Raw genomic sequence first — 24,061 nt, 5'->3', positions numbered from 1 at the left:
GACTCCACCATGACCACCATCCGCCAGGACGATTTCGTCCAGTCCATCGCCGATGCCTTCCAGTTCATCAGCTACTACCACCCGCTTGACTACATCACGGCGCTGGGCGAAGCCTACGAGCGCGAGGAGTCGCCCGCGGCCAAGGACGCCATTGCCCAAATCCTGACCAACAGCCGCATGTCCGCCGAAGGCCATCGCCCCATCTGCCAGGACACCGGCATCGCACTGGTATTCCTCAAGGTCGGCATGCAGGTGCAATGGGATGCGACGCTTTCGGTCCAGGAGATGGTCAATGAAGGCGTGCGCCGCGCCTACGGCAATGCCGACAACCCCCTGCGCGCCTCGGTACTGGCCGACCCTGCCGGCACGCGCAAGAACACCAAGGACAACACCCCGGCCGTGGTGCATTACGAAATCGTTCCCGGCGATCACGTCGAAGTGATCTGCGCGGCCAAGGGCGGCGGCTCGGAGGCCAAGGCCAAGTTCGCCATGCTGAATCCCTCCGACGACCTGGTCGAGTGGGTCCTCAAGACGATACCGACCATGGGCGCCGGCTGGTGCCCGCCCGGCATCCTGGGAGTCGGCATTGGCGGTACGCCGGAAAAGGCCATGCTGCTGGCCAAGGAAGCCATCATGGCGCCGGTGGACATCCACGAACTGAAGGCTCGTGGGGCCAAAACAAGGGCTGAGGAACTGCGCCTCGAACTGCACGAGAAAATCAACGCCCTGGGCATCGGCGCGCAAGGCCTCGGCGGCCTCACCACCGTACTCGACGTCAAGGTACTCGACTACCCGACGCACGCCGCCAACCTGCCGGTGGCGCTGATTCCCAACTGCGCCGCGACGCGCCACTGCCACTTCCACCTCGACGGCTCCGGCCCTGCCAAACTGCAGCCGCCCAGCCTCGAAGACTGGCCCAAGGTGACCTGGCAAGCCGATGCCGCCACCGCCACCCGCGTCGACCTGAACACCTTGACCAAGGCCCAGGTCGCCGCCTGGAAGCCGGGCCAGAAGCTGCTGCTCAACGGCAAGATGCTGACCGGCCGCGACGCCGCGCACAAGCGCATCGCCGACATGCTGGCCAAGGGCGAAAAGCTGCCGGTCGATTTCACCAACCGCGTCATCTACTACGTCGGCCCTGTGGACCCGGTGCGTGACGAAGTGGTCGGCCCCGCCGGCCCCACCACGGCGACGCGGATGGACAAGTTCACCCGCATGATGCTGGAACAGACCGGCCTGATCTCGATGATCGGCAAGTCCGAGCGCGGCCCGACCGCGATCGAGGCCATCAAGGACAATAAATCGGCCTACCTGATGGCCGTCGGCGGCGCCGCCTACCTCGTCGCCAAGGCGATCCAGTCGGCCAAGGTGGTCGGCTTCGCCGACCTCGGCATGGAAGCCATTTACGAGTTCGACGTCAAGGACATGCCGGTCACCGTCGCCGTCGATTCGCTGGGGACTTCGGTGCATATCACCGGGCCGAAGGAATGGCAGGCGAAGATCGGGAAGATTCCGGTCAAGGTCGCCTGAGCGCCTGGAAGGCCGCGAAAGAACCTTCTCTTAATCATCCAAGGGATGCCCTCGGGGGCAGCGGATATTCGGCCTCGGGTTTATCGCGGGCCACCGCTGCCGACCGCGAGCCGTCTATTGTTATTTGCATACTGAATTGCCGTTCACCCGTCCGTTGCAAGCTCTCGGAACAAGGACATTCCCCTTCCCAAAGTCCTTGCTTAGCTGTTGCAGCGGGGTGGCACGGAAGGTATCCGGATTCCAGGGCTTGACAATGAAGTCGCCCGCGCGCGTACGTCACTCGGACTCACGCCGTAGCGCTTGCGAAAGCTTCGACTGAGATGCGAGGGGTGCGAGAAGCCGCACATATAGGCCACGCTGGTGATCGACAAATGGCTGTGCCGAGGCGCTTGCAGCATAGCGTGGCAACGCTCCAGACGCAGTTGCAGGATGTGCTGCTCCACCGACAGGTCGTGCGCGCGGAACACCTCGTACAGGTAACTCAAAGACAGTCCGCAACCGCCAGCCACGCTGGCCGGCGTCAGCGACAGGTCGTGCAGATGGCCGGCAATGAAATGGCGCGCCCGGCACAGATGCCGGAAACGGGTGTCGCCCTCCCCCTGCGTTGCGTGCGTGGGCTCCAGAACCAACAACGCGATCAGATCGAGCATCTGCTCGCTCAGGCAGTTGAACTGGATTTCGCTCCAGCTTGAAAAGCCGCTGACAAACGCCTGACAGAAGGATTCGAGCAGCGCTATGCTGCCTGTCTGGCGCGGGTCGTCGCGGCGCAGCGCGTACAGCGGCTGGGGACGACGTTCTCGCTGGCGCAGCGCGGCAGCCGGGAACGCAACGCTGACGGTGCCGTATTCGTTGTCGGGCACGCCGCTGTAAGGTACGGCATGGTTGAACAGGTAGATATGACCTGGGTCGAGCACGTGTTCCCGGTTATCTTGGCGCACGCGCAGCCGGCCGCTAAAAGGGCAAGTCAGGGTGTAGTAATCGGTTTCGAGTCGCTCGACGTCGTAACGGCTGCGCTGCAGTTGCTGGCCCTTGTAGTGCAGCAGATGCGAGCACCAAGTGCCGCGGTTCTCGGAACGCAGCCGGCCGTAGAAGTTGCTGTCGGTCGAGGTCACTGCTATCGGGCCGAAGGCCACGATCATCGTGTCCTGCCATGCGGCAAAACGGCGCTGGGGTGCGAGGTGGCTAGTTTCGAAGTTTATGATGGTCATGGGCGCGCCGAATTGAACTGCGTGCCCACTGTAGCAGAGCCAGAGTCCGGATCGCAACACCGCGGGGATATCCTTGTCGGTGCCGGGGCGCCCGTCTATTCCAACGCGCCGTATACGTATTCCCGAAACAAGGTGCGATAGCGTAGCCGGTGGCGGGTGGAGCGCATCATCAGCACCGCAACGAGCTGCCGCGATGGGTCGACCCAAAACGTGGTGCCGGAGAGGCCGGGCCAGCCGAAATCGCCCACGGCGCCCGGAACGGGATTTGCGTCTGCCTTGGTCCGGACCATGACGCCCAGTCCAAAGCCTTGACCAAGCTCGGGCAAGGGTGCAGTAGCTTCCAGCGCCTCTACGCTAGGTCCGAAGCGCACGCCCTCGGGCAGGTGATTGCGCGTCATCAGACGTACCGTCAGCGGCGCGAGCAGGCGAACCCGGTCGAGTTCGCCTTCTCCGAGCAGCATGCGGGCAAAGCGAGTGTAGTCCTGCGCCGTAGCCCACAGGCCAGAGCCGCCCGCACACCAGCGCACCGCCGGAAAAGGCGGCGGCGCCAGCGTCGTGTCGTCACCGGGCAGCGGCCAGGCGATTCGCTCACGGTCCGTTTCGCCTACCGAGAAACCGAAACTTGCCAGCCCCAGCGGTCCGCTGATGTGCTGACCGATGAAGTCAGCCAGCGATTGGCCAGAGACGACCTCTATCAGACGACCGAGCACATCGGTGGACATTCCGTACTCGAACATCGTCCCCGGTGGGCTCAGGAGCGGCAGCCGGGCAATCTTTTCCGCCAGTTCGGCGTTGTCCTGCGTCATGTCGAACAGCTTCGCCTGGTGGTACAGAGCGTGCAGCGGCGACACATCGGGGGCGCCGTAGGGCAGACCAGAGGTGTGGCGCAGCAGGTCGAGTACCTTGATAGGTGGCTCTTCGGGCCGGTGGCGCAGAGCCGGCAGATAGTCCCGTACCAGATCGTGCAGACCGAGCTGACCGGCCTCGATCAGCATCATGGCCGCCACCGAGGTGACCGGCTTGGTCATTGACGCCAGCCAGAACACCGCGTCGCGCCGCATCGGGGTGCGCTCGACTGGCTGACTGTAGCCGATCACCGCTTCATATATGGTCTGGCCGGCCTGTGTCACCAGCACCACGGCGCCGGGGACGAGGCCTTGGTTGACCTCGCCTTCGATGAAGTCGCCCAGGTTCCGCAGCCGCCGGCCGGCGAGCGCGGCAGAGGCCGTCATTGCCGCACCATCAGGCCAGGCAGCCAGGTCACGAGCGACGGTGCGGCGTAGAACAGCGCCGTCGCCAGCAGCATGATGACGACGAAAGGCATGGCACCCGCCGAGATGTCGCGCAGATTGGCCTTGCCGCCAGACACGCCTTCCAGGATAAACAGGATCATGCCCACGGGTGGAGTGATGAGGCCGATCTCGACCATCAGGACCAGCACCACGCCGAACCACAGCGGATCCCAGCCTACGGCCGCGATCAGCGGCAGCATCACGGGCAGCGTCATGAGCACCATGGACATCGATTCGACGAACATGCCCAGCACCAGGTAGAACAGCACGATCATGGCCATGAGCAAGGGTGCTGGAAGGTTCAGTCCGCGGATGGACTGCACCAGGCTGCCGGCCATGTTCTGGGAATCCATCACATAGCTCAACTGCGATACCCCAGCGGCAATCACCAGCAGAAAACTCGTGACCAGCACCGCCTCCTCCAGCGCTTCGACGACGATCTGGCGGCTCAGCGCGCCGCGAAGTTTGCACAGTAGCAGCGCCACCAGTGCTCCGAGCGCTCCGGCTTCGGTCGGAGTGGCCCAGCCTGCGTAGAGCGAACCCAGCACGGCGACCATTAGAACCGCAAAGGACAAGACGCCTCTTGACGCCGAGAATTTCTCGGCGAACGTATAGCTGCGCCCGGTCGGCGCGGCCTGCGGGTAGCGCAGCAGCCACAGCCAGGTCACCAGCGCGAACAGCGCCATCAGCGTCAGGCCCGGAACAACGCCGGCAATGAACAAATGGGTAATCGGTACGCTCGCCAGCGAGCCGTAGACAATCATCGCCACGCTGGGCGGGATCATGATGCCGAGCGTGCCGCCGGCGGCCAGCACGCCGTAGGTCAGGCGCTTGTCATAGCCCTCGGACTGCATATGAGGGCCGGCAACCTTGCCCATCGTCGCGGCGGTGGCCAGGCTGGAGCCGGAGACGGCGGCGAACAGCCCGGCCGCGCCGATGGCGGCATAGGCAAGCCCCCCGCGCACGCGGCCGAAAAGCACGCGCATGGCATGGAACATTTCACTCGAGACCTCGCTCTTGACCAGCAGAGCTCCCATCAGCACGAACATGGGAATGGCCGACATCTCGAACGAGTTGGTCGCATTCCACGAGCGTTCGCCGAGCACGCGCAGCAGCGGCACTGGCAGCCAGCCCATCAGCCCAATTGTGGCCAGGAGGCCCATGACGTGGGCCACACCCAGGCCGGCGAATAGCAGGTAGAGCATGCCGAGTATCAGCACCAGGCCCTTGACCGCCAGCGCTGCACCAGCCGATGCAGCGAAGGCCAGCGCCGGCGGCGCCAGCACCGCCAGCAACCCGATTGCCAAGCGAGCACCCGAGCACAGCGCGCCGGCCAGTACGGTGCTGCCGGCCAGCAGCCACACACCGTGGGCGGCAGACAGCTTGAGCGGCAACCAGCCCAGCGTGGCCGCGTGCAGCGCCAGCAACGGCAGCCAAAGCACCAGAGCGGCGGCGAGTCGCCGGCCTGCCGTCGCGCGCCCGTGCGCCATGGCCTGAATCGCCAACGCCAGCGTCCAGCCCAGACTACCCGCGGCCATGATACTTTGCGGTATCCACAAGGGTGTGCTGTCCAGCCCCCAGTCGCGGGTACCGGCGGTGAATTCGCGGTGAACGAAGTCCACCACGCGCCAGCCTACGATGTTGTAAACCAGCAGCGCGGCCCAGGCGATGCTGGCCTCGACGCGCTCGCGTCGAGGCGTGACCAGGCAGTCCAGCCAGAGCGTAACGCGGATATGGGCGCCGGCCAGTTGCACCGCTGCGGCGCCCAGGAAGGTGATGGCCACCACCAGGTAGCCCGAATACTCGGTGGCCCAGGTGGTGGGCAGGTTAAACAGCGTGCGCCCGACGATCTCCCGGACCATTATGAGCAGCATTGCGAGCACCGCGCCGATACCCAGCCAGCGCGACACGCCCCTCACCAGCGCATGCGCGCCGAACGCGGGGCGAGCGCCGGACGCTGTGGCGTCCTGCGCCCCGGCCATCACTGGCCCAACTGTTTGCGTACGTTGGCTTCCCATTGGCGTGCATCAATGCCTTTGGCCTGCGCAGCCTTGTACCAGACCTCGAACGCGGGCCTGGAGTACTGGTCGGACTGCGCGCGCTTTTTCTCCGCCGCGTCCACACTGTGGAAATCTACGCCTTTGTCACGCCAGAGCTTGGGCATCTTGGCTGTTTTGGCACTCCAGTCGGCATTGAGCTCTTTTTCCATGGCCTTGAGTTCGCCAGCGACCTGCGCTTGCAAGTCCTTCGGCAACTGCGCCCAGGCTTCTTGCGAGACCACGATCTGGAACGGTGTCACGGAGCCGAGCTGCCAGTCGGCAGCGTACTTGACGGCGGTGTGGAAACCCGCCTGGTAGGCCCAGCAACTGTCGGTGATCACGCCGTCGATCACACCACGCTGGAGGCCCGGCAGCACCTCACCGGCGGCCAGCGAGGTCGGCTTGGCCCCCAGTTCATTTGCGATCAAGGCGGTGCCTGAATTATTGACGCGAATGCGCTTGCCCTTCCAGTCGTCCGTGGTGCGAATGGGCACGGTGGAAAACAGGGTCTGCGGACAGAACGCGCCAGTGAACACGGGCTGGGCTTTGTAGTCTTTGGCCAACGTGGCGGTGATAGCTGCGCCGTATTCGCCCGCCATCATGCGGTTCATGGACTCCAGGCTTTCCGAGATACCTGGCAGCGTGAGCAGTGCGAACAGCGGCTGCGACGCGGTGTAGTAGCCCAACAGCGGCATGGACAGCTGCACTTCACCATCGCGTATGGCTTCGAGCATGCGGTTTCCGGCGATGAGCGAGCCGTTGGCGGTGATCTCCATGCGGCCTTGCGTGGCCTTGGCGATGCGCTGCGACACATGGTTGGCGATCTCGTGGTAGGTTGAGCCTGGCACCGGCAGGTAGGCCAGCGTCCACTTGACGTCGGGCGCGGCATGCGCCGTCAAGGTGCTCATCAGCAGGCCTACCGCACCCGCGGCGGCGACTGTCTTGATGTGTTGAATCCAGCGTTTCATCACAGTGTCTCCTTTGGTTGGTGAAAACATCCAAGTGCAGTGTAGGCAGCGGCCGCGGGTGCCGCTTAACCCTGCCGCTGCCATCTCTTGACACAGCCATGGATTGGATTGCTTTCGACCATTTCGTCCACTGAACGTGGATCAGGTCGGACAGTCGGACTATTCCTCGACCGAGGTTGCGGATGCGCTGCTGCCCAAATAGCCATTGATGCGAGCCGCTTTGTGGCAGGCGTCCTCTGGTGGGACGCGGCAGACATTCGCCCGGTCGCCGGTGCGTCGAATCGGAATTCAGGACGGCGGTCGGTCGAGCGCCTGGTCTTTCATGGACAGCGGATCTTCGATGGGCTCCAGATGCGTGGTGACATGCGCGTTGTGCAGTACGCCGCAGATGTCCGCTTCGATGCGCTCCGCCCAGTCGTGACCCTGCTGCACCGTCCAGTTTCCAGGCACCAGGACATGCAGGGTCACGAAAGTGCGGCTGCCTGCCTGGCGCGTGCGCAGGGCATGGAAGTCCAGGCCCTGGCGGCGATACCCGGCCAGCAGCGCCTCGATCTGATCCAGCGTTGCGACCGGCAGCGAGGCGTCCATCAGGCCGGCGGCGGAACGCCGCATGAGTTGCCAGCCGGTCCAGACGATGTTCGCGGCAACCAGCAGCGCAATCGCCGGATCGAGCCAGAGCCAGCCGCTCAGCCAGACCAGGCCAACACCCGCAATGACCCCGACGGAGGTCCACACGTCGGTCATCAGGTGATGGGCGTCGGCCTCAAGCGTGATCGAGCGGTGCTCGCACCCGACGCGCATCAGAACGCGGGCCGTGGCGAAATTGATGACGGAGGCGGCCATCGACACCGCCAACCCGATACCGACCGCTTCGAGCGGCTGGGGACTCAGCAGGCGCGCGAGCGCCGTATAAGCGATGCTGAGGGCCGCCAGCAGGATCAGGAAGCCCTCGAAGGCGCTGGAGAAATATTCGGCCTTGCCGTGGCCGTGAGGATGATCTTCGTCGGCCGGCAATGCGGCGACAATCAGCATCCAGAGCGCCATGAGCGCCCCGGCAAGGTTCACGAAGGACTCGATGGCATCCGACAACAGCCCGACCGAGCCGGTCAGCCGCCACGCCACGCCTTTCAGCAGTATGGTGGCCAGCGCCGCCGCGATGGACAGCCAGGCGTAGCGTTTCAGGGATTCCGGCAGCACGGGTTGGCTGCGATTCTAGCCTTGATGCGAATCAGCTGGCATGGAAATAAGGCTGGTTTGCTCCCATCACAACGGCTTCCCCGGGATGAGCGCCGAGCGCATAGGGAATGGTGATGAAAGCCACGCTTGCGACGACGAGCAACACGCCGCCAATGACGGCGACCAGTCTCCTGGCGAAGTTCGGGGATCGGGACATTTGAATGACTCCTGTGGGTTGACGACAATCAGTATGCCCGCTTGCGCTTAAGGGGCGCTTAACCGCGCAGCCAGGCCGACCACGGTAAACTGCACGCGCCCTTGCTGAAACTACCCCCTGTAACTACTCGATTGCCCACCGATGATCGCCACCGTCCCGCGAACTGCCAAACCTTTCCCTCCCAGAACATCATGATCGGCGTCTTCGATTCCGGCCTGGGCGGCCTCTCGGTGCTGGCGGCGCTGGTCGAGGCCTTGCCGCAGGCCGACTTCGCCTATTTCGCCGACACCGCCCACGTCCCTTACGGCAACAAGAGCGAAGCGCAGATCCAGTGCCGCGTGCTGGCCATCGGCGACTATCTTGCGACGCAGGGCTGCGAACTGCTGGTGGTGGCATGCAATACCGCCACCGCCGCCGCAGTGCAGGCCTTGCGCGCCGCCCATCCGGGCATTCCCGTGGTCGGTGTCGAACCCGGCATCAAACCGGCGGCGCAGGACAGCATAAGCGGCCGTATCGCCGTGCTGGTCACCGAGGCGACCGCCAACAGCCAGCGCCTGAGGCACTTGATTCGCGACCATGCCGGCCAGGTCGAGGTCTTCGTCGAGCCCTGCCCCGGCTGGGCCACGCATGTCGAAATGCTGCAGCTCGACGATCCGGCGCTGGCGACGGACGTCCGCGCCCGTGTCGAGCCGCTGCTGGAACAGGGGGTCGACCGCATCGTGCTGGGCTGCACGCACTACAGCTTTCTGGCGCCGCTGCTGCGCGAGGTCGTCGGCACGCGCGCGCAACTGGTCGATGTCGCGGCGGCGGTGGCGCGTCAGACGCAACGTCTGGCCGGCCGCCTCGCCCAGGGCGACGGCCGCCTGCAACTGCACGCCTCGGCGCATCCGGAACGCCTGCGCGCCGCCCTGCCGCGCCTGCATCTGGGCCGGCTCGCAAGCCGGATCGCCTAGGATAGCTTGGCCGCCATGCGCCTCGCGGTGCTCTCCGACATCCACGGCAACCTCGCCGCACTGGAGGCTGTTGTAGAGGATTTCAGGCGGCGCGCGGTCGACGCCGTGGTCAATCTCGGCGACAGCCTTTCGGGGCCGCTGCTACCGCTGGAAACCGCGCGCTTCCTGATGGCGCAGGACTGGGTGCAACTGGCGGGAAACCACGAACGGCAGATCCTCACGCTGAGCCCGCAAGGCGCCGATCCGTCGGATGCCTATGCCCGCGCCCAGCTCGGCGCCGCGGAACTGGCCTGGATAGCCTCCCTGCCCCACTGCCGCGCATGGAGCGACGAGGTCTTCATCTGCCATGGCACGCCGGCCCTCGACGCCGAATATTTCCTCGAATCATTGGAGCCGGGCCGGCTGCGCATGGCGGCCGAGGATGAAATCCGTCGCCGCCTCGGCGCAAACACCGCCGACGTCGTCCTCTGCGGGCATACCCATGTGCCACGCATGCTGCGCACGGCCAACGGACAGATGCTGGTGAATCCCGGCAGCGTCGGCCAGCCGGCCTGGGACGACGAGCTGCCGGTATATCACGCCGTCGAGAACGGAGCCCCGGACGCGCGCTATGCCATCATCGAAAACCGGGAGGGCCGCTGGAATGCGCAACTGATTGCGCTTCCCTACGATCACCGCAGCATGGCCGCCGTGGCTCGAACGCACGGGCGTCCCGACTGGGAACACCTGCTGTGCCACGGCTACGTTGCGCCGCATGCCGGTATCGCAGCGGCCATGCCGACCTAGTCGGTCGGCATGGCGTCGAACACCATCACCCGGTTGCGGCCCGCCCGCTTCGCCTGATACAGCGCGTCGTCCGCGCAGCGGATCAGCCCGTCTGCCGTGTCCGCATGCTCCGGCGTTGCGGCAATCCCCATCGAGATGGTGGTCTGCAGCCGCAAGTCGCCGAACGACACCACCTGCTCCTGAAACAGCTGCAGCAACTGCGCCGCGCGGTCGCGGGCGATGTCCAGCGGCATCTTCGGCAACACCAGCAGAAACTCCTCGCCGCCGTAGCGGCATACGATGTCCTCGGCGCGGGCATTCTCCAGCAGCAGCAGGCTGAAAACCCGCAACACCTCGTCGCCGGCCTGATGTCCATGGGTGTCGTTCACGCTCTTGAAATGATCGATGTCGATCATCAGCATCGACAGCGGCACGGCTTCCCGCTTGCAGCGCGCCAGTTCGCGCTCGAGCGTGCCTTCGAGGTAGCGGCGATTGAAGAGACCGGTCAGCGAATCGCGATTGGCCTGGTCGTGGAGCTTTTCCTGCAAGTCGTTGATCTTGCCGATCTGCGCGTGCAGCATCGCGTTGGCATTTTCGAGCGTCTGCTTCTGGCTATCCAGCGTGTCCTGGACCTGGTGCAGTTGGTCGACATAAGCGAAGAACTCGACACCGATCAGCGACAGGTAAACGGCCAGCCCGATGATCGATGCCAGCGTCACCAGGCCGCCGGTATCCGTTGACACATGGAATGCAATCACCGCGGTGGACGCCAGCGCGCCGCCGACAAAGGTCGCGGAGCAGGTCAGGACGCCGGAGATCCCGCGCGTTATGGTGTGGTTCAGCAGGTTGGCGACGAACAGGACCACGCTGATCCACAGCGGAAAGCCGAGGCCCGCCGCCCATGCGCCGCACAACACGGAGTCGACCAGCATGTTGTTGAACTCGGTCCAGCCGCGGATCCAGGCCTTGCGCGTCAGCCAGTGCAGCACATGCGGATAGGCCAGGAATTGCAGCACGAACAAGGCCCAGAGCACCGCGCCATGGCCTTGCGAATACAGCTGCAGACCGATCGGCGCGCCGATCAGGACAAAGGCGGCAATGCGTACCCGGTATCCGCTGGCCACTGCCCAGCGATGCGGCCTTGCGTTGACGAACATGCTCGAATTCAGATTCCGACCCTCTCCAAGATCACAGACACCCGGCTCGTGCTGGCGATTTCTCAGCGTCGTTCGGCGCGAATGACACCTGGCACCTCGCGCAGCAAGGATAACACTCTCTGGAGAATGCCTTTCTCTGATAATTCAACCACAAAGCTCATGTGGGCAATGCCTCCCCGGGATTGCGTCCTGACCGCCGTCACATTGATTTTCTCGCGCGACAGCACGTCGGAAATGTCGCGCAGCAGTCCTTGCCTGTCCCCCGCATCGACCACCAGGTCGACCGGATAGACCGCGCCGGACTGCTCGCCCCACTCCGCGCCGATGACGCGCTCCGGATTGCGTGCCGCCATGTTGCGGAAGTTGATGCATTCGACACGGTGGATCGAGATGCCCTTGCCGCGCGTGACAAAGCCGACGATGGCGTCCGGCGGCATCGGCTTGCAGCAGGTGCCGACCTGGGTCAGCAGCTTGTCCACGCCGACCACCAGGATCCGGCTGTCGCCGGCGCGGCTCTTCTTGGTCTGGATTTCCGGCTCGGGCGGCAAAGGCTCGGCGCCACCGCGCAAGGCCGTGTCGATCGCCCGCATGCCGATCTCGCCGCGCGCCGCGGCAAGGAACAGCGCCTCGGCGCTCTTCAGTCCGAGCTTGACCGCCAGTTCGTCGAGATTGGACTGGGTCTGTCCCTCGCGCTGCAGTTCCCGCGTCACCAGGCTGCGGCCCTGTGCCAGCAGTTCGGCTTCATCCTGGGCCGCAAACCACTGCTTGACCTTGGACCGCGCGCGCGGCGTGGCCAGGTAAGCCTGCGCCGGGTTCAGCCAGTCGCGCGACGGCCCGCCGCTCTTGACCGTGACGATTTCCACACGCTGGCCGTTGGCGAGCGCGGTGTTGAGCGGCACCATGTGGCCGTCGATCTTCGCGCCCCGGCAGCGATGGCCGAGATCGGTGTGCAGCCGATAGGCAAAGTCCAGCGCCGTGGCGCCGCGCGGCAGGTCGATGACCTTGTCCTGCGGCGTCAGCACATAGATCGTGTCGTCCAGCGCCGCGCGCTTGAACTGCTGCACCCACTCCGCCGAATCGGCGATTTCGTCGCGCCACGACAACAACTGCCGCAGCCAGGAAATCTTGTCCTCATAGGCGCCGCCGGCCTTCACCGACTTGCCGGATTCCTTGTAGCGCCAGTGGGCGGCGACGCCCAGTTCGGCATGCTCGTGCATCTCGCGGGTGCGTATCTGCACCTCCAGCGAACGGCCGTCCTCGACCACCACGGCGGTGTGCAGCGAGCGATAGAAATTTCCCTTGGGATGGGAAATGTAGTCGTCGAACTCGCCGTGAATCGGCTGCCACAGGTGGTGCACGATGCCCAGCGCCGTGTAGCAGTCCTTGACTTCATCGACGATGATGCGCACTGCGCGCACGTCATAGACTTCGGAAAAGTCGATGTCCTTGCCGCGCATCTTGTTCCAGATGCTGTAGATGTGCTTGGGCCGGCCGTAGATTTCGGCGCGCACGCCGGAAGCCGCCAGCTCTGCCTGCAGGCGCGCCACGGCCTGGTCGATGAAGCCTTCGCGCTCGGTGCGCTTTTCATCGAGCATTCGGGCGATGCGCTTGTAGGTATCCGCCTCCAGGTAGCGAAAGGCCAGGTCTTCGAGTTCCCACTTGACGTGCCAGATGCCGAGCCGGTTGGCCAGCGGCGCGTAGATCAGTTGGCTCTCCCTGGCCATTTCGTCGCGCAGCGGGCCGGGCCGCACGTTGAGGAAGCGCAGCGTCTGCACCCGGCTCGCCAGCCGCAGCATGACCACGCGGATGTCATCGACCATGGCCAGCAGCATCTTGCGCAGGATCTCGGCCTGGGCCTTGACGTCGACCCGCGGCTCGGCCGCGCCCTCGCCTGCCGCGCCGCCGCCCGCCGCCGCGCGCGTCAGCGGACGCAGGCTGCCCAGCCGGTGCAGCCCCGCCACCAGTCCGGCCACCGTGTCGCCAAAGCCAACTTTCAGGCGTTCGTCGCTATCCGGCACATGATCGCTGGCGGCAAACAGCAGGGCGGCGATGCGCGCATCGGCATCGAGGTCGAGCGACGCCACGATCAGGGCCATGCCCAGCGCATGCTGGAGGATGGCCTCGCCGGTACCCAGCTCCTTGTCGCCATAAACGTCGCGGGCCAGCGCCAGCGCCGCGGCGGCGCGCGCCGCCGCTTCGACGGGAAGGCCGACACAGAGGCGCGACAGCGTTTCGGCTTCGCCGCTCGACGGCTGCAGGGAATGCACTACGGAGACCATGGGGCAATTATCCCACGCCGTGCATAATCCCGATTCCATGAAGAAGCTGCCGCAACTTTCCCCCTACCTGCTGCTGACCCTGGCCAACCTGTTCTGGGCCGGCAACTGGATCGTCAGCCGCGCCTTTCGCGGCGAGCTGCCGCCGGTCGCCCTGTCCTTCTGGCGCTGGGCAGTGGCCCTGCTCTGCCTGCTGCCGCTGTCCCTGCCCCAGGTGCGGCGCGACTGGCCGCAACTGTGCGCCGCCTGGCCCTGGCTGCTGTTCTTCGGCGCACTGGGCACCGGCGGCTACAACGTGCTGGTCTACGGCGGCCTGCAATACACCACCGCGATCAACGGCACGCTGCTGAATTCCTTCATCCCCATCATGATCGTGCTGATCTCCTGGTTGCTGACCGGCAAGCGCCTGCACGGCCGCGAGCTGGCCGGCATCCTGGTTTCCTTCGTCGGCGTGCTCGCCATCGTCGCCCACGGCGAACTGCAGCGCCTGCGGGAACTCACGCTGAACGTCGGCGACCTCTGGATCCTCGCCTCGGTGCTGGCCTGGTCGGCCTATACCCTGCTGCTGTCGCGCCGGCCGCCGGTGCACCCGCTGTCCTTTCTCACCGCGATCAGCGTCACCGGCCTGATTTTCCTGCTGCCCTTCTATCTCTGGGAAATGGCTCAGGGCCGCCATGTGATCCCAACGCCGGGCGCCATTGCCGGCATAGTCTATACGGGGGTATTCCCCGCCTTCCTCGGCTACATCCTGTGGAATCGCGGTGTCGCCGAAGTCGGCGCGGCGCGTGCCGGGCTGTTCATGCATCTGGTGCCGGCCTTCGGCATCGTGCTGTCGATGATTTTTCTCGACGAGACGCCGGCCCCCTATCACGCTGCCGGCATCGGCCTGATCTTCGCCGGGATCTGGCTCAACACGCGGCGCATCGGATGATACGCAAGCTGCTGGCATGGTGGCGGCAGCGCCGCGCTGAACGGCTCGACATCCGCGAATCGCTGTGGCATGAGGTCGAGGCCGGCCTGCCCTTTCTTCACCGTTTGACGCCCGATGAACGCAGCCGGCTGCGCCAACTGGCACGCCGCTTCATTGCCGAAAAGCAATGGAGCGGCGCGCAGGGGCTGCCGCTGACGCCGCGCATCCAGCTGACGATTGCACTGCAGGCCTGCCTGCCGATCCTGCACCTCGGCCTCGACTGGTATGCCGGCTGGGTCGGCATCGTGGTCTATCCCGGCGATTTCCTGATTCCGCGGCGGATGATCGACGAGGACGGCGTGGTGCATGAGTTCGACGACGACGTGATGGGCGAGGCCTGGTACGGCGGCCCGGTGCTGATCTCCTGGTTCGACCATGCCGAGGAAGCCGACGGCATCAATGTGGTGATCCACGAATTCGCCCACAAGCTGGACATGAAGAGCGGCGACGCCGATGGCATGCCGCCGCTGCATGCCGGCATGTCGCGACAGCGCTGGATCGCGGTCATGAGCCAGGCCTTCGAGGACTTCCGGCGGCGCGTCGATGACGGTGAGGAAACACCGCTCGATCCCTATGGCGCCGAGTGGCCCGCCGAGTTCTTCGCCGTCGCCAGCGAAGCCTTCTTCGAGACGCCGCAGTTGCTGGCCGACGAGTACCCGGAGGTGTATCGCCAGTTCACGCAGTTCTATCGCCAGGACCCTGCCGCCGCCGGACCGGCCCGCCCGTAGGGCCGGCTTCAGCCGGCCGGGGGTGGATGACGCTGTAGGGCCGACTTCAGTCGGCCAGGGGTGGATGGCGGACTGAAGTCCGCCCTACGGTCCGCCCTACGCAGCGCCGCCGCGGTCAAGGCTGGTGATTCTCCTTGCGCCGGTCGATCCTGACCTCGGTCAGGTGCCGAACCTCGCCATCGTCGTCCTGCTCCTCCAGCCTGACCGGAAAGCCCCATAGCGTCGCAACGTGCTTCAGCACCGCGTCGCGGGACTCTCCCAGATCCCGTCCCTGGTACTTGAAATGCCGCAGCGTGAGGGAACGCTCGCCGCGCAGATCGACGTTCCAGACCTGGATGTCGGGCTCGCGGCTGCCGAGGTTGTACTGCTCGGCGAGGCACTGGCGCAGGGTACGGTAGCCCTGTTCGTCGTGGATCGCCCGCACGCGCAGCGTGGGCTCGCGCGGGTCGTCGAGAATGTTGAACAGCCTGAATTCCCGCATCAGCCGAGGCGACAAGTACTGGGCGACGAAGCTTTCATCCTTGAAATTGCGCATGGCGAAGTCCATCGACTCGCGCCAGTCGCTGCCCGCCAGCTCGGGAAACCACTCGCGATCCTCGGCGGTCGGTTCCTGGCAGATGCGCTGGATATCGCGCCACATGGCAAAACCCAGCGCATAGGGATTGATGCCGCCGAAGCGGCGGCTGTTGAACGGCGGCTGGAACACGACATTGGTGTGATGCTGGAGGAATTCCAGCATGAAGCCGTCGGTGAGCTGGCGCTGGTCATAGAGATGGTAAAGCATGGTGTAGTGCCAGAAACAGGCCCAGCCTTCGTTCATCAGCTGGGTTTGCCGCTGCGGGTAGAAATACTGCCCGATCTTGCGCACGATGCGCACGATTTCGCGTTGCCAGGGTTCCAGCAGGGGCGCGTTCTTCTCGATGAAATACAACAGGTTCTCTTCCGGTTCCGCGGGAAAGCGACGCTCGCTCTGGGTGGCTTCCCGCTCCAGGCCCTGGGGCAGGGTGCGCCACAGGTCGTTGACCTGCGACTGCAGGTAGCTTTCGCGTTCCTTGCGCCGTTCCTTTTCCTTGCTCAGGGACAGTTTGGGCGGCCTCTTGTAGCGGTCCACGCCGACGCTCATCAAGGCATGACAGGCGTCGAGCAGCTGCTCGACCTCGTCTTCGCCGTAGCGTTCCTCGCACTCGGCGATGACGTTGCGCGCAAACACCAGGTAGTCGACGATCGCCTCGGCCGAAGTCCAGGTGCGAAACAGGTAGTTGCCCTTGAAGAAGGAGTTGTGGCCGTAGGCGGCATGGGCGATGACCAGCGCCTGCATCGGCATCGTGTTCTCCTCCATCAGGTACACGATGCAGGGATCGGAGTTGATCACGATCTCGTAGGCCAGCCCCATCTGGCCGCGCTTGTAGCCCTTCTCGGTACTCAGGAAATGCTTGCCGAAGGACCAGTGGTGATAATACACAGGCATGCCGATCGAGGCATAGGCATCCATCATCTGCTCGGCGGTGATGACTTCGAGCTGGTGGCGATAGACGTCGAGCCCGTATTCCCGGGCGACACGTCCGATCTCGCGATCGTAGAGCTCGATGGACTCGAAGCTCCATTCGGATCCGGTCGGCAGCGGCTGCGGTATTTCGCTCATCGGCGACTCACGCCAGGCTCTTGCGGAACAGTTCGCGGAACACCGGGTAGATGTCCTCCGGACCACCGATCTGCTGCATGGCGAAGCGCTGCGGGTGGCTGGCCATGACCCTGGCGTACTCGCGCCAGAGGTTCTGTTGTTCTCCCTCCGAAATCTCGATGTAGGCGTAATACTGGATCAGCGGCACGATGCTGGATTCGAGCAGCTCCCGGCATTTTGGCGAATCGGCCTCCCAGTTGTCGCCGTCGGAGGCCTGGGCGCAGTAAATGTTCCAGATATTCGAGGCATAGCGCTGGCGCACGATGCGCAGCATCAGTTCGAGCGCGGAGGACACCACGGTGCCGCCGGTCTCGCGTGAGCGGAAGAAGTCGTCCTCGTCGACTTCCAGCGCCAGTGTGTGGTGGCGGATGAAAACGATCTCGATGTGCTCGTAAGTGCGGGTCAGGAACAGGTAGAGCAGCATGAAGAAGCGCTTGGCGATGCGCTTCTTCTGTTCGTCCATGGAGCCGGAGACGTCCATGACGCAGAACATCACGGCCTGCGTCGAGGGCGCCGGCACGCGGATGCGGCTGTTGTAGCGCAAATCGAAGGTGTCGATGAAGGGCAGGGTCTCGATCCGGCGCAGCAGGCGGGCAATCTCGGCGCGCAGTTCCGTGGCCCGCTCGCCATCGCCCGCGCCGCACTCTTCCAGTTCGGCCAGCTCGGCGTGCAGGGCGCGCAGCGTCTTGCGGTAGGGTCCGCCGGCGGCCAGTCGGCGCCCCGTCGCGCCGCGCAGCGAACGCACCACATTGATATTGGCCGGAACCCCGGTCGAGGTGAAGCCGGCGCGCACGCGCTTGTATTCGGTGATGCGTGCCAACTGCGTCTTGATCAGGTGCGGCAGGGCCAGGTCGTCGAAGAAAATATCGAGAAACTCCTCGCGCGACAGCGTGAACACGAAATCGTCAAGGCCCTCGCCGTCCAGGCTGGCGCCGCTGCCGCGCCCCCCCGCACCTTCCTCCGGCCGCTCGATCTCGTCACCCGTCAGATAGCGGTCGTTGCCCGGCTGCACCACGCTCCAGCGCCCGCCCCGGCCATGATGGAATTGCGGTTCCGAAATATCCTTGGACGGGATGCCGACCTTCTCGCCGTTGTCGATATCGGCGATCTTGCGCCGGGCAATCGCGTCCTGCACCGCCTTCCTGATCTGGCCCTTGAAGCGCCGGATGAAGCGGTTGCGATTGACGGCGCTCTTGTTCTTGCTGTCGTTGCGCCGATCGATGATCTGCAGCATGCTGCCCCCCGTTCGCTATCTTTGCGCCACCCAGGGCGCGCCAAACCGGACACTCAGGAAGATTTGCGCACCCGGAGATACCATTCGGCCAGCAGGCGGACCTGTTTCTCCGTGTAGCCCTTGGCCTTCATGCGATTGACGAAATCCTGGTGCTTGCGCTGGTCGTCCGCGCTGGCCTTGTTGTTGAAGGAGATCACCGGCAGCAGTTCCTCGGTGTTGGAGAACATCTTCTTCTCGATCACGGCGCGCAGTTTTTCATACGAGGTCCAGGCCGGATTCATGCCGTCGTTCTTGGCGCGGGCGCGCAGCACGAAATTCACCACCTCGTTGCGGAAGTCCTTCGGATTGCTGATGCCGGCGGGCTTCTCGATCTTCTCCAACTCGTCGTTGAGGGCGCTGCGATCGAGAATTTCGCCGGTATTCGGATCGCGGAATTCCTGGTCCTGGATCCAGAAGTCGGCATAGGTGACGTAACGGTCGAAGATGTTCTGGCCGTACTCCGAGTAGGACTCCAGGTAGGCGGTCTGGATTTCCTTGCCGATGAATTCGGCATAGCGCGGGGCGAGGAACTCCTTGATGAAACCCAGGTAGCGCTGTTCCAGCTCGGGCGGAAACTGCTCCTGCTCGATCTGCTGCTCCAGCACGTACATCAGGTGCACCGGATTGGCGGCCACCTCGCGGTGATCGAAGTTGAACACCTTGGACAGAATCTTGAAGGCGAAGCGCGTGGACAAGCCGGTCATGCCCTCGTCGACCCCGGCGTAGTCGCGGTACTCCTGGTAGGACTTGGCCTTGGGGTCGGTGTCCTTGAGGTTCTCGCCGTCATAGACGCGCATCTTCGAGTAGATCGCCGAGTTTTCCGGCTCCTTGAGGCGCGACAGCACGGCGAACTGCGCCATCATCAGGAGCGTGTCCGGCGCGCAGGGCGCCTTCGACAGCGAAGAGTTCACCAGCAGCTTCTCGTAGATCTTGACCTCTTCGGAAACGCGCAGGCAGTAGGGTACCTTGACGATGTAGATGCGGTCGAGGAAGGCCTCGTTGTTGCGGTTGTTCTTGAACGCCATCCACTCGGCCTCGTTGGAGTGGGCGAGGATCATGCCGTCGAAGGGAATCGCGCCGAAGCCCTCGGTACCCTTGTAGTTGGCTTCCTGGGTCGCCGTCAGCAGCGGATGCAGCACCTTGATCGGCGCCTTGAACATCTCGACGAATTCCAGCAGGCCGCGGTTGGCCAGGCACAGCCCGCCCGAGTAGCTGTAGGCATCGGGGTCGTTCTGCGAATACTCTTCGAGTTTGCGGATATCGATCTTGCCCACCAGGGACGAGATGTCCTGATTGTTCTCGTCGCCCGGCTCGGTTTTCGACACCGCGATCTGGCGCAGCACCGAGGGCCGCAGCTTGACAACGCGGAACTTGGTGATATCGCCGTTGAACTCGTGCAGACGCTTGACGGCCCAAGGCGACATGATCGAATTCAGGTAGCGCCGCGGGATGCCGAAGTCCTCTTCGAGGATAGGGCCATCCTCTTCGGGTTTGAACAGACCCAGCGGCGATTCATGCACCGGCGAATCCTTGATCGCGTAGAAAGATTCTTTCTCGATCAGGGACTTCAATTTTTCCGCGAGAGACGATTTGCCACCGCCGACCGGACCGAGCAGATACAGAATCTGCTTCTTCTCCTCCAGACCCTGGGCCGCGTGACGGATGAAGGCGACGATGTTCTCGATCACGTCTTCCATGCCGTAGAAGTCGCGGAACGCCGGGTAGATCTTGATGATCTTGTTGGCAAACAGGCGGGAAAGTCGCGGATCGAGCCGCGTATCCACCAGTTCGGGTTCGCCGATCGCGGTGAGCATGCGCTCGGCGACACTGACATAGGCCGCGGGTTCGTTGCGGCACAGATCCAGGTACTCCTGAACCGACATGTCTTCTTCCAGCGCGGATTCGTAGCGGCCCTGATAACGGTCAAAGATCGACATGACACGCCTCCTCTCTGATTATTCGCGGTTGCCTGTAAACTCCATTTCTCTTCTTAGATAGCTCAACGGCCAAAAGATTTCAAAGGTTGACTCTTTTTGTCGGCCAAATTTACTATCGGCTCCGTTGTACTCCGCCGGGGAGAAATTCAATTCCCTGAGCAAGCGGCAGATCGCTACCCCAATTGATCGTATTGGTCTGCCGGCGCATATAAGCCTTCCAGGCGTCCGAGCCAGCCTCGCGGCCGCCGCCGGTTTCCTTTTCGCCGCCGAAGGCGCCGCCGATTTCGGCGCCCGAAGTGCCGAGATTGATGTTGGCGATGCCGCAATCGCTGCCGGATGCGGCGAGGAATTTTTCCGCATGGCGCAGGTCGAGCGTGAACAAGGCCGAGGACAGACCTTGCGGCACGGCATTCTGCATGGCCAGTGCCTGCTCGAAGTCCCGGTAGCGCATGACGTAAAGAATGGGGCCGAAGGTTTCGCGTTGCACCACCGGCCAGTCGTTCTCGGCCTCGATCAGCGTCGGCCGCACGAAGTAGCCGGGCCGCGCCAGAACGCAGCCGCCACACAGCACAGTGCCGCCGCAGGCTTCGGCTTCGGCCACCGCGGCGACAAAGTCGATGCGCGCGGCTTCGTCAATCAGCGGCCCCATCAGAGTGCTGGCAGCCAGCGGATCGCCGACGCACACCTCGCTGTAGGCATCCAGCAGGCGGCGGACGATTTCGGCGTAGCGCGACTCGTGCACGATCAGGCGGCGCGTCGAGGTGCAGCGCTGACCGGCGGTGCCCACCGCACCGAACAGAATGGCACGCAGCGCCAGATCGAGATCGGCGGTTTCATCGACGATCACCGCGTTGTTGCCCGAGCATTCGAGCAGGCTGCGGCCGAAGCGCCCCGCCACGGTTTGCGCCACCCGACGCCCGACGGCGGAGGATCCGGTGAAGGAGAGCAAGCGCAGGCGCGGGTCGCCGGCCATCCGTTCGCCGAGCTGCGGCCGGTCGGACAGCAGCAGGCCGAAGACATCTGCGGCATCGTGCTGCCGCGCCACTTCGCAGACCAGCCGATGAATGGCCAGCGCCGTCAATGGCGCCTTCGGACTCGGCTTCCATACCACCGTGTCGCCACAGACCGCCGCGATCAGCGCGTTCCACGCCCACACCGCGGCGGGGAAATTGAATGCGGTAATCACGCCGACCGGGCCCAGCGGCTGCCACTGCTCGAACATCCGGTGCTGCCGGCGCTCCGATTGCATGCTGCGACCGTACAACTGGCGCGAAAGGCCGACGGCGAAATCGGCGATGTCGATCATTTCCTGCACCTCGCCGTCGCCTTCGGCCTTGATCTTCCCGATTTCGAGCGAGATCAGGCTGCCGAGCAGGCCCTTTTGCCGCCGCAGTTCCTCACCCAGGGCACGCACCAGCGCGCCGCGTTGCGGCGCCGGCACCTCGCGCCATTTCACGAAAGCGGCCTCGGCCGCCGTCACGGTCGCTTGATAGTTGCCGCTGGCGGCACGGCGAACCCAGGCAATCGGCTCACCTGTCGCCGGGTTTTCCGAGGCGAATCCGGCCCCGGCCCGGGCCAGGCTGCCGACGATGCCCAGGCGTTCCAGAATGTCATTCTTGTCGAGGGTAGCCATGGCGTCCCGTCAGGCGGCGAGGGCCTGGTCGACCGGCATCTGCTGCAGGACGGCGGCGATGCGGTCGATCGCGTCGTCGAGCTGGGCCATGTCGATGATCAGCGGCGGCGCGATCCGGATCACCGTGCCATGGGTATCCTTTGTCAGCACGCCGGCATCGAGCAGCCTGAGGCAGGCGGTGTGCGCGTCGAGAATGGCGGGATCGAGTTCGATCCCGGCAAACAGTCCGCGCCCGCGCACGGCGCGTATCGCCGGATGGCGCAAGGCGCGCAGCCGCGCCAGCAGATGCTCGCCGAGCAGCGCCGAATGCGCCGACAGATCCAGCTCGACGATCAGGTCGAGGGCGACCAGGGCCACCGCCGCGGCCAGCGCATTGCCGCCGAAGGTGCTGCCATGGTCGCCTGGGGTGAACACATCCATGAGCTCGCGGTCGGCGAGAAAGGCCGATACCGGCAGCAGGCCACCGCCCAGTGCCTTGCCCAGGATCACCCCATCGGGCCGCACCTTCTCGTGCCAGGAGGCCAGCAGCTTGCCGGTGCGGCCGAGGCCGGTCTGCACCTCGTCGCAGATCAGCAGCACGCCGTGACGCCGGCAGATTTCGGCGCAGCGGCGCAAATAGCCGTCGGGCGGCACGACGATGCCGCCCTCGCCCTGCACCGGTTCCACCAGGAAGGCCACGGTATTGGGCCCAATCGCGGCTTCGAGCGCGGCGGCGTCGCCGTAGGCGATCCGCCTGAAGCCCGGCGCAAACGGGCCGAAGCCGTCGCGGTACTGGGCCTCCGAGGACATACCGATGATCGCGATCGAGCGTCCATGGAAATTGCCCTCGCAGGCGATGATCTCGGCCTGATCGGCGGCAACGCCCTTATGCCGGTAACCCCATTTGCGCACCGCCTTGAGCGCGGTTTCCACTGCCTCCAGCCCGGTATTGACCGGCAGCGCCGCCTCATAGCCGAAGACCGCGCACAGGCGCGCCAGCAGCAGCGGCAAACGGTCGTTGTAAAAGGCCCGCGAGGTGACGGCCAGACGCTGCGCCTGTTCCGTCAGCGCGGCCACCAGTTGCGGATGGCCGTGCCCCAGGCTCACCGCCGAATAGGCCGACATCATGTCGATGTAGCGTTTGCCCGCCGTATCCCAGACGTGGATGCCCTCGCCGCGCGCCAACACCACCGGCAGCGGCGCATAGTTGTGCGCGCCGCTGGCGGCCTCGATCCGCCGGCACTCGTCGCCGTCCGGCGCACTCAGCGATTCGAGCAGGCGCGCCACCAGCCGCGCGGTGCGGCCCGCAACGTCGCGTTCCGGGTTGTACTCGGCGATTTCGAGCGCGGCGAGTTCCGGCTTGCGGGCCAGGCTGCGCAGGGCATCGGCCAGGTCGGCGCCGTCCAGGCCGCCCGCGCTGGGCGTATTGACCCCGGGCGCATCGCCCGGATCGACCGCGTCGAGATCGATCGAAATGCCGAAGCTGCCGCCGCCGACATGGGCCAGCGCTTCGTCCAGCGCCGACCGCAGGCCGCGCCGGCGTATTTCCTCCCTATCCACGACGCGTACGCCAAGTTCCTGCAGCAGGCGCATTTCGGAATCCTCGTAACTGCGCGCGCCGAACACGCAGCAGCGCGCCGCGTCCAGCGCCGCCTGCGGGCTTTGCCAGGGATTGGGGCCGCGCCCCAGCAGCGCCGCCAGCGGCATGCCGTGCGGATTGCCGCTGGGACTCGTGGTTTCGGTATGCGCATCGAGATGGGCATCGATCCAGAGCATGCCGGGTGACTTGCCGAGCGCCCGCGCCACCCCCTGCCAGGTGCCGACCGCCAGCGCATGATCGCCGCTGACCACGACCGGCAGGGCGCCACTGTCGACGCAGGCCGCGACGCGCTCGGCGACCTGGCCGCAGAGCCGGCGCAATGCGACATCCCGCGGCAGATCCCGCTCGGTCGTCGGCGCGATGAGCCCGTCCCATGCGCAATCGATGCCGTTCCTGCGCATCCCGCCGCCGGCGTCGGCGAGCTCCAGGGCCGCCGCCGCGCGCATGCTGCCGGCGCAGGTCCGCGGCGGCACCCCCAGCCCGCTGACCACGCCGATCAGACGCACCGGGCGCTGCTTAGCGATGACCTTGTCGTTCATGACCATCTCCCAGGATGCTGCCGGCCAATCCTCGCCCGGCGCTTGCATTCGTCGATCGCTGCGTGCGGACGGCGGGTTCTACTAAACTATGTAGACAGCAATCGCTGCGGGACGTTCGATGCGGGGAAACCGCGCCGGCC

18 protein-coding genes are annotated in these 24,061 nt (G+C 64.9%); 5 read left to right on the top strand and 13 right to left on the bottom strand.

Annotated features, from left to right (window positions below; genetic code table 11):
* Positions 1-9: 9 nt before the first annotated feature.
* The gene (locus RMO95_RS01715) at positions 10-1,530 is read left to right on the top strand and encodes a fumarate hydratase (protein ID WP_310448856.1); all 1,521 of its coding nucleotides are present in this window, start codon (positions 10-12) and stop codon (positions 1,528-1,530) included.
* A gap of 200 nt (positions 1,531-1,730) precedes the next feature.
* Here the strand turns inward: RMO95_RS01715 and RMO95_RS01710 are convergent, their stop codons facing one another.
* The 6 genes from RMO95_RS01710 to RMO95_RS01685 form a co-directional block, all read right to left on the bottom strand.
* On the bottom strand, positions 1,731-2,738 hold the full coding sequence (locus tag RMO95_RS01710; protein ID WP_310448855.1) for a helix-turn-helix domain-containing protein: 1,008 nt from the start codon (positions 2,736-2,738) through the stop codon (positions 1,731-1,733).
* 95 nt (positions 2,739-2,833) lie between these two features.
* The gene (locus RMO95_RS01705) at positions 2,834-3,970 is read right to left on the bottom strand and encodes a serine hydrolase domain-containing protein (protein WP_310448854.1); all 1,137 of its coding nucleotides are present in this window, start codon (positions 3,968-3,970) and stop codon (positions 2,834-2,836) included.
* A complete protein-coding gene (locus tag RMO95_RS01700; RefSeq protein ID WP_310448853.1) occupies positions 3,967-5,940 on the bottom strand; it encodes a TRAP transporter large permease subunit in 1,974 nt (657 codons plus the stop codon). Before RMO95_RS01700 ends, RMO95_RS01705 begins: the two co-directional genes overlap by 4 nt.
* Before the next feature lie 71 nt (positions 5,941-6,011).
* The gene (locus tag RMO95_RS01695; protein ID WP_310448852.1) at positions 6,012-7,037 is read right to left on the bottom strand and encodes a TRAP transporter substrate-binding protein DctP; all 1,026 of its coding nucleotides are present in this window, start codon (positions 7,035-7,037) and stop codon (positions 6,012-6,014) included.
* A gap of 288 nt (positions 7,038-7,325) precedes the next feature.
* On the bottom strand, positions 7,326-8,234 hold the full coding sequence (locus RMO95_RS01690; protein WP_310448851.1) for a cation diffusion facilitator family transporter: 909 nt from the start codon (positions 8,232-8,234) through the stop codon (positions 7,326-7,328).
* Positions 8,235-8,265: 31 nt separating this feature from the next.
* The gene (locus tag RMO95_RS01685) at positions 8,266-8,430 is read right to left on the bottom strand and encodes a hypothetical protein (RefSeq protein ID WP_310448850.1); all 165 of its coding nucleotides are present in this window, start codon (positions 8,428-8,430) and stop codon (positions 8,266-8,268) included.
* A 191-nt stretch (positions 8,431-8,621) separates the two neighbouring features.
* Here RMO95_RS01685 and murI point away from each other — a divergent pair, with 191 nt between their 5' ends.
* Positions 8,622-9,383 (top strand): glutamate racemase, encoded by a 762-nt coding sequence (gene murI, locus RMO95_RS01680; RefSeq protein ID WP_310448849.1) that lies wholly within the window; start codon positions 8,622-8,624, stop codon positions 9,381-9,383.
* A 15-nt stretch (positions 9,384-9,398) separates the two neighbouring features.
* Positions 9,399-10,169 carry a metallophosphoesterase family protein gene (locus RMO95_RS01675; RefSeq protein ID WP_310448848.1) on the top strand — a complete coding sequence of 257 codons (771 nt, stop codon included), beginning with the start codon at positions 9,399-9,401 and terminating at the stop codon, positions 10,167-10,169.
* On the opposite strand, the gene RMO95_RS01670 is transcribed toward RMO95_RS01675, so the two are convergent.
* Positions 10,166-11,305, bottom strand: coding sequence for a diguanylate cyclase (locus RMO95_RS01670; protein WP_310448847.1), 1,140 nt, complete (start codon positions 11,303-11,305; stop codon positions 10,166-10,168). The genes RMO95_RS01675 and RMO95_RS01670 overlap by 4 nt on opposite strands.
* Positions 11,306-11,367: 62 nt before the next feature.
* On the bottom strand, positions 11,368-13,584 hold the full coding sequence (locus RMO95_RS01665; RefSeq protein WP_310448846.1) for a bifunctional (p)ppGpp synthetase/guanosine-3',5'-bis(diphosphate) 3'-pyrophosphohydrolase: 2,217 nt from the start codon (positions 13,582-13,584) through the stop codon (positions 11,368-11,370).
* On the opposite strand from RMO95_RS01665, the gene RMO95_RS01660 reads away from it, so the two are divergent.
* Both RMO95_RS01660 and RMO95_RS01655 read left to right on the top strand, forming a co-directional pair.
* Positions 13,583-14,512 carry a DMT family transporter gene (locus RMO95_RS01660; RefSeq protein ID WP_310448845.1) on the top strand — a complete coding sequence of 310 codons (930 nt, stop codon included), beginning with the start codon at positions 13,583-13,585 and terminating at the stop codon, positions 14,510-14,512. The genes RMO95_RS01665 and RMO95_RS01660 overlap by 2 nt on opposite strands.
* Positions 14,509-15,279: a zinc-dependent peptidase gene (locus RMO95_RS01655; RefSeq protein ID WP_310448844.1), complete on the top strand. Its 771-nt coding sequence runs from the start codon at positions 14,509-14,511 to the stop codon at positions 15,277-15,279. The genes RMO95_RS01660 and RMO95_RS01655 overlap by 4 nt, the downstream gene beginning before the upstream one ends.
* A gap of 115 nt (positions 15,280-15,394) precedes the next feature.
* Here RMO95_RS01655 and RMO95_RS01650 read toward each other — a convergent pair whose 3' ends face one another.
* The 5 genes from RMO95_RS01650 to rocD form a co-directional block, all read right to left on the bottom strand.
* Entirely contained in the window at positions 15,395-16,921 is a 1,527-nt protein-coding gene (locus RMO95_RS01650) for a SpoVR family protein (protein ID WP_310448843.1), read from the bottom strand.
* Between the two features lie 7 nt (positions 16,922-16,928).
* Complete coding sequence (locus RMO95_RS01645) at positions 16,929-18,194, bottom strand: YeaH/YhbH family protein (protein WP_310448842.1); 1,266 nt, start codon at positions 18,192-18,194, stop codon at positions 16,929-16,931.
* Between the two features lie 53 nt (positions 18,195-18,247).
* Positions 18,248-20,170, bottom strand: a complete 1,923-nt coding sequence (locus tag RMO95_RS01640) for a PrkA family serine protein kinase (protein WP_310448841.1) — start codon at positions 20,168-20,170, stop codon at positions 18,248-18,250.
* 112 nt (positions 20,171-20,282) lie between these two features.
* Positions 20,283-21,803 (bottom strand): aldehyde dehydrogenase family protein, encoded by a 1,521-nt coding sequence (locus RMO95_RS01635; RefSeq protein ID WP_310448840.1) that lies wholly within the window; start codon positions 21,801-21,803, stop codon positions 20,283-20,285.
* A gap of 9 nt (positions 21,804-21,812) precedes the next feature.
* On the bottom strand, positions 21,813-23,921 hold the full coding sequence (rocD, locus tag RMO95_RS01630) for an ornithine--oxo-acid transaminase (RefSeq protein WP_310448839.1): 2,109 nt from the start codon (positions 23,919-23,921) through the stop codon (positions 21,813-21,815).
* Positions 23,922-24,061 lie beyond the last annotated feature (140 nt).

This window comes from Sulfuritalea sp. (genome assembly GCF_031426875.1).
In the GTDB taxonomy this organism is placed as follows: domain Bacteria; phylum Pseudomonadota; class Gammaproteobacteria; order Burkholderiales; family Rhodocyclaceae; genus Sulfuritalea.
This window is presented reverse-complemented; position numbering and strand designations above follow the sequence as displayed.

Bases quoted from the DNA above. Each gene is read 5' to 3' on its own strand.
- RMO95_RS01715 (WP_310448856.1), top strand. From the start codon at position 10: ATGACCACCATCCGCCAGGACGATTTCGTCCAGTCCATCGCCGATGCC.
- RMO95_RS01695 (WP_310448852.1), bottom strand. From the start codon at position 7,037: ATGAAACGCTGGATTCAACACATCAAGACAGTCGCCGCCGCGGGTGCG.
- RMO95_RS01645 (WP_310448842.1), bottom strand. From the start codon at position 18,194: ATGCTGCAGATCATCGATCGGCGCAACGACAGCAAGAACAAGAGCGCC.
- RMO95_RS01650 (WP_310448843.1), bottom strand. From the start codon at position 16,921: ATGAGCGAAATACCGCAGCCGCTGCCGACCGGATCCGAATGGAGCTTC.
- RMO95_RS01665 (WP_310448846.1), bottom strand. From the start codon at position 13,584: ATGGTCTCCGTAGTGCATTCCCTGCAGCCGTCGAGCGGCGAAGCCGAA.
- RMO95_RS01660 (WP_310448845.1), top strand. From the start codon at position 13,583: ATGGGGCAATTATCCCACGCCGTGCATAATCCCGATTCCATGAAGAAG.
- RMO95_RS01685 (WP_310448850.1), bottom strand. From the start codon at position 8,430: ATGTCCCGATCCCCGAACTTCGCCAGGAGACTGGTCGCCGTCATTGGC.
- rocD (WP_310448839.1), bottom strand. From the start codon at position 23,921: ATGAACGACAAGGTCATCGCTAAGCAGCGCCCGGTGCGTCTGATCGGC.
- RMO95_RS01640 (WP_310448841.1), bottom strand. From the start codon at position 20,170: ATGTCGATCTTTGACCGTTATCAGGGCCGCTACGAATCCGCGCTGGAA.
- RMO95_RS01710 (WP_310448855.1), bottom strand. From the start codon at position 2,738: ATGACCATCATAAACTTCGAAACTAGCCACCTCGCACCCCAGCGCCGT.
- RMO95_RS01655 (WP_310448844.1), top strand. From the start codon at position 14,509: ATGATACGCAAGCTGCTGGCATGGTGGCGGCAGCGCCGCGCTGAACGG.
- murI (WP_310448849.1), top strand. From the start codon at position 8,622: ATGATCGGCGTCTTCGATTCCGGCCTGGGCGGCCTCTCGGTGCTGGCG.
- RMO95_RS01635 (WP_310448840.1), bottom strand. From the start codon at position 21,803: ATGGCTACCCTCGACAAGAATGACATTCTGGAACGCCTGGGCATCGTC.
- RMO95_RS01705 (WP_310448854.1), bottom strand. From the start codon at position 3,970: ATGACGGCCTCTGCCGCGCTCGCCGGCCGGCGGCTGCGGAACCTGGGC.
- RMO95_RS01670 (WP_310448847.1), bottom strand. From the start codon at position 11,305: ATGTTCGTCAACGCAAGGCCGCATCGCTGGGCAGTGGCCAGCGGATAC.
- RMO95_RS01675 (WP_310448848.1), top strand. From the start codon at position 9,399: ATGCGCCTCGCGGTGCTCTCCGACATCCACGGCAACCTCGCCGCACTG.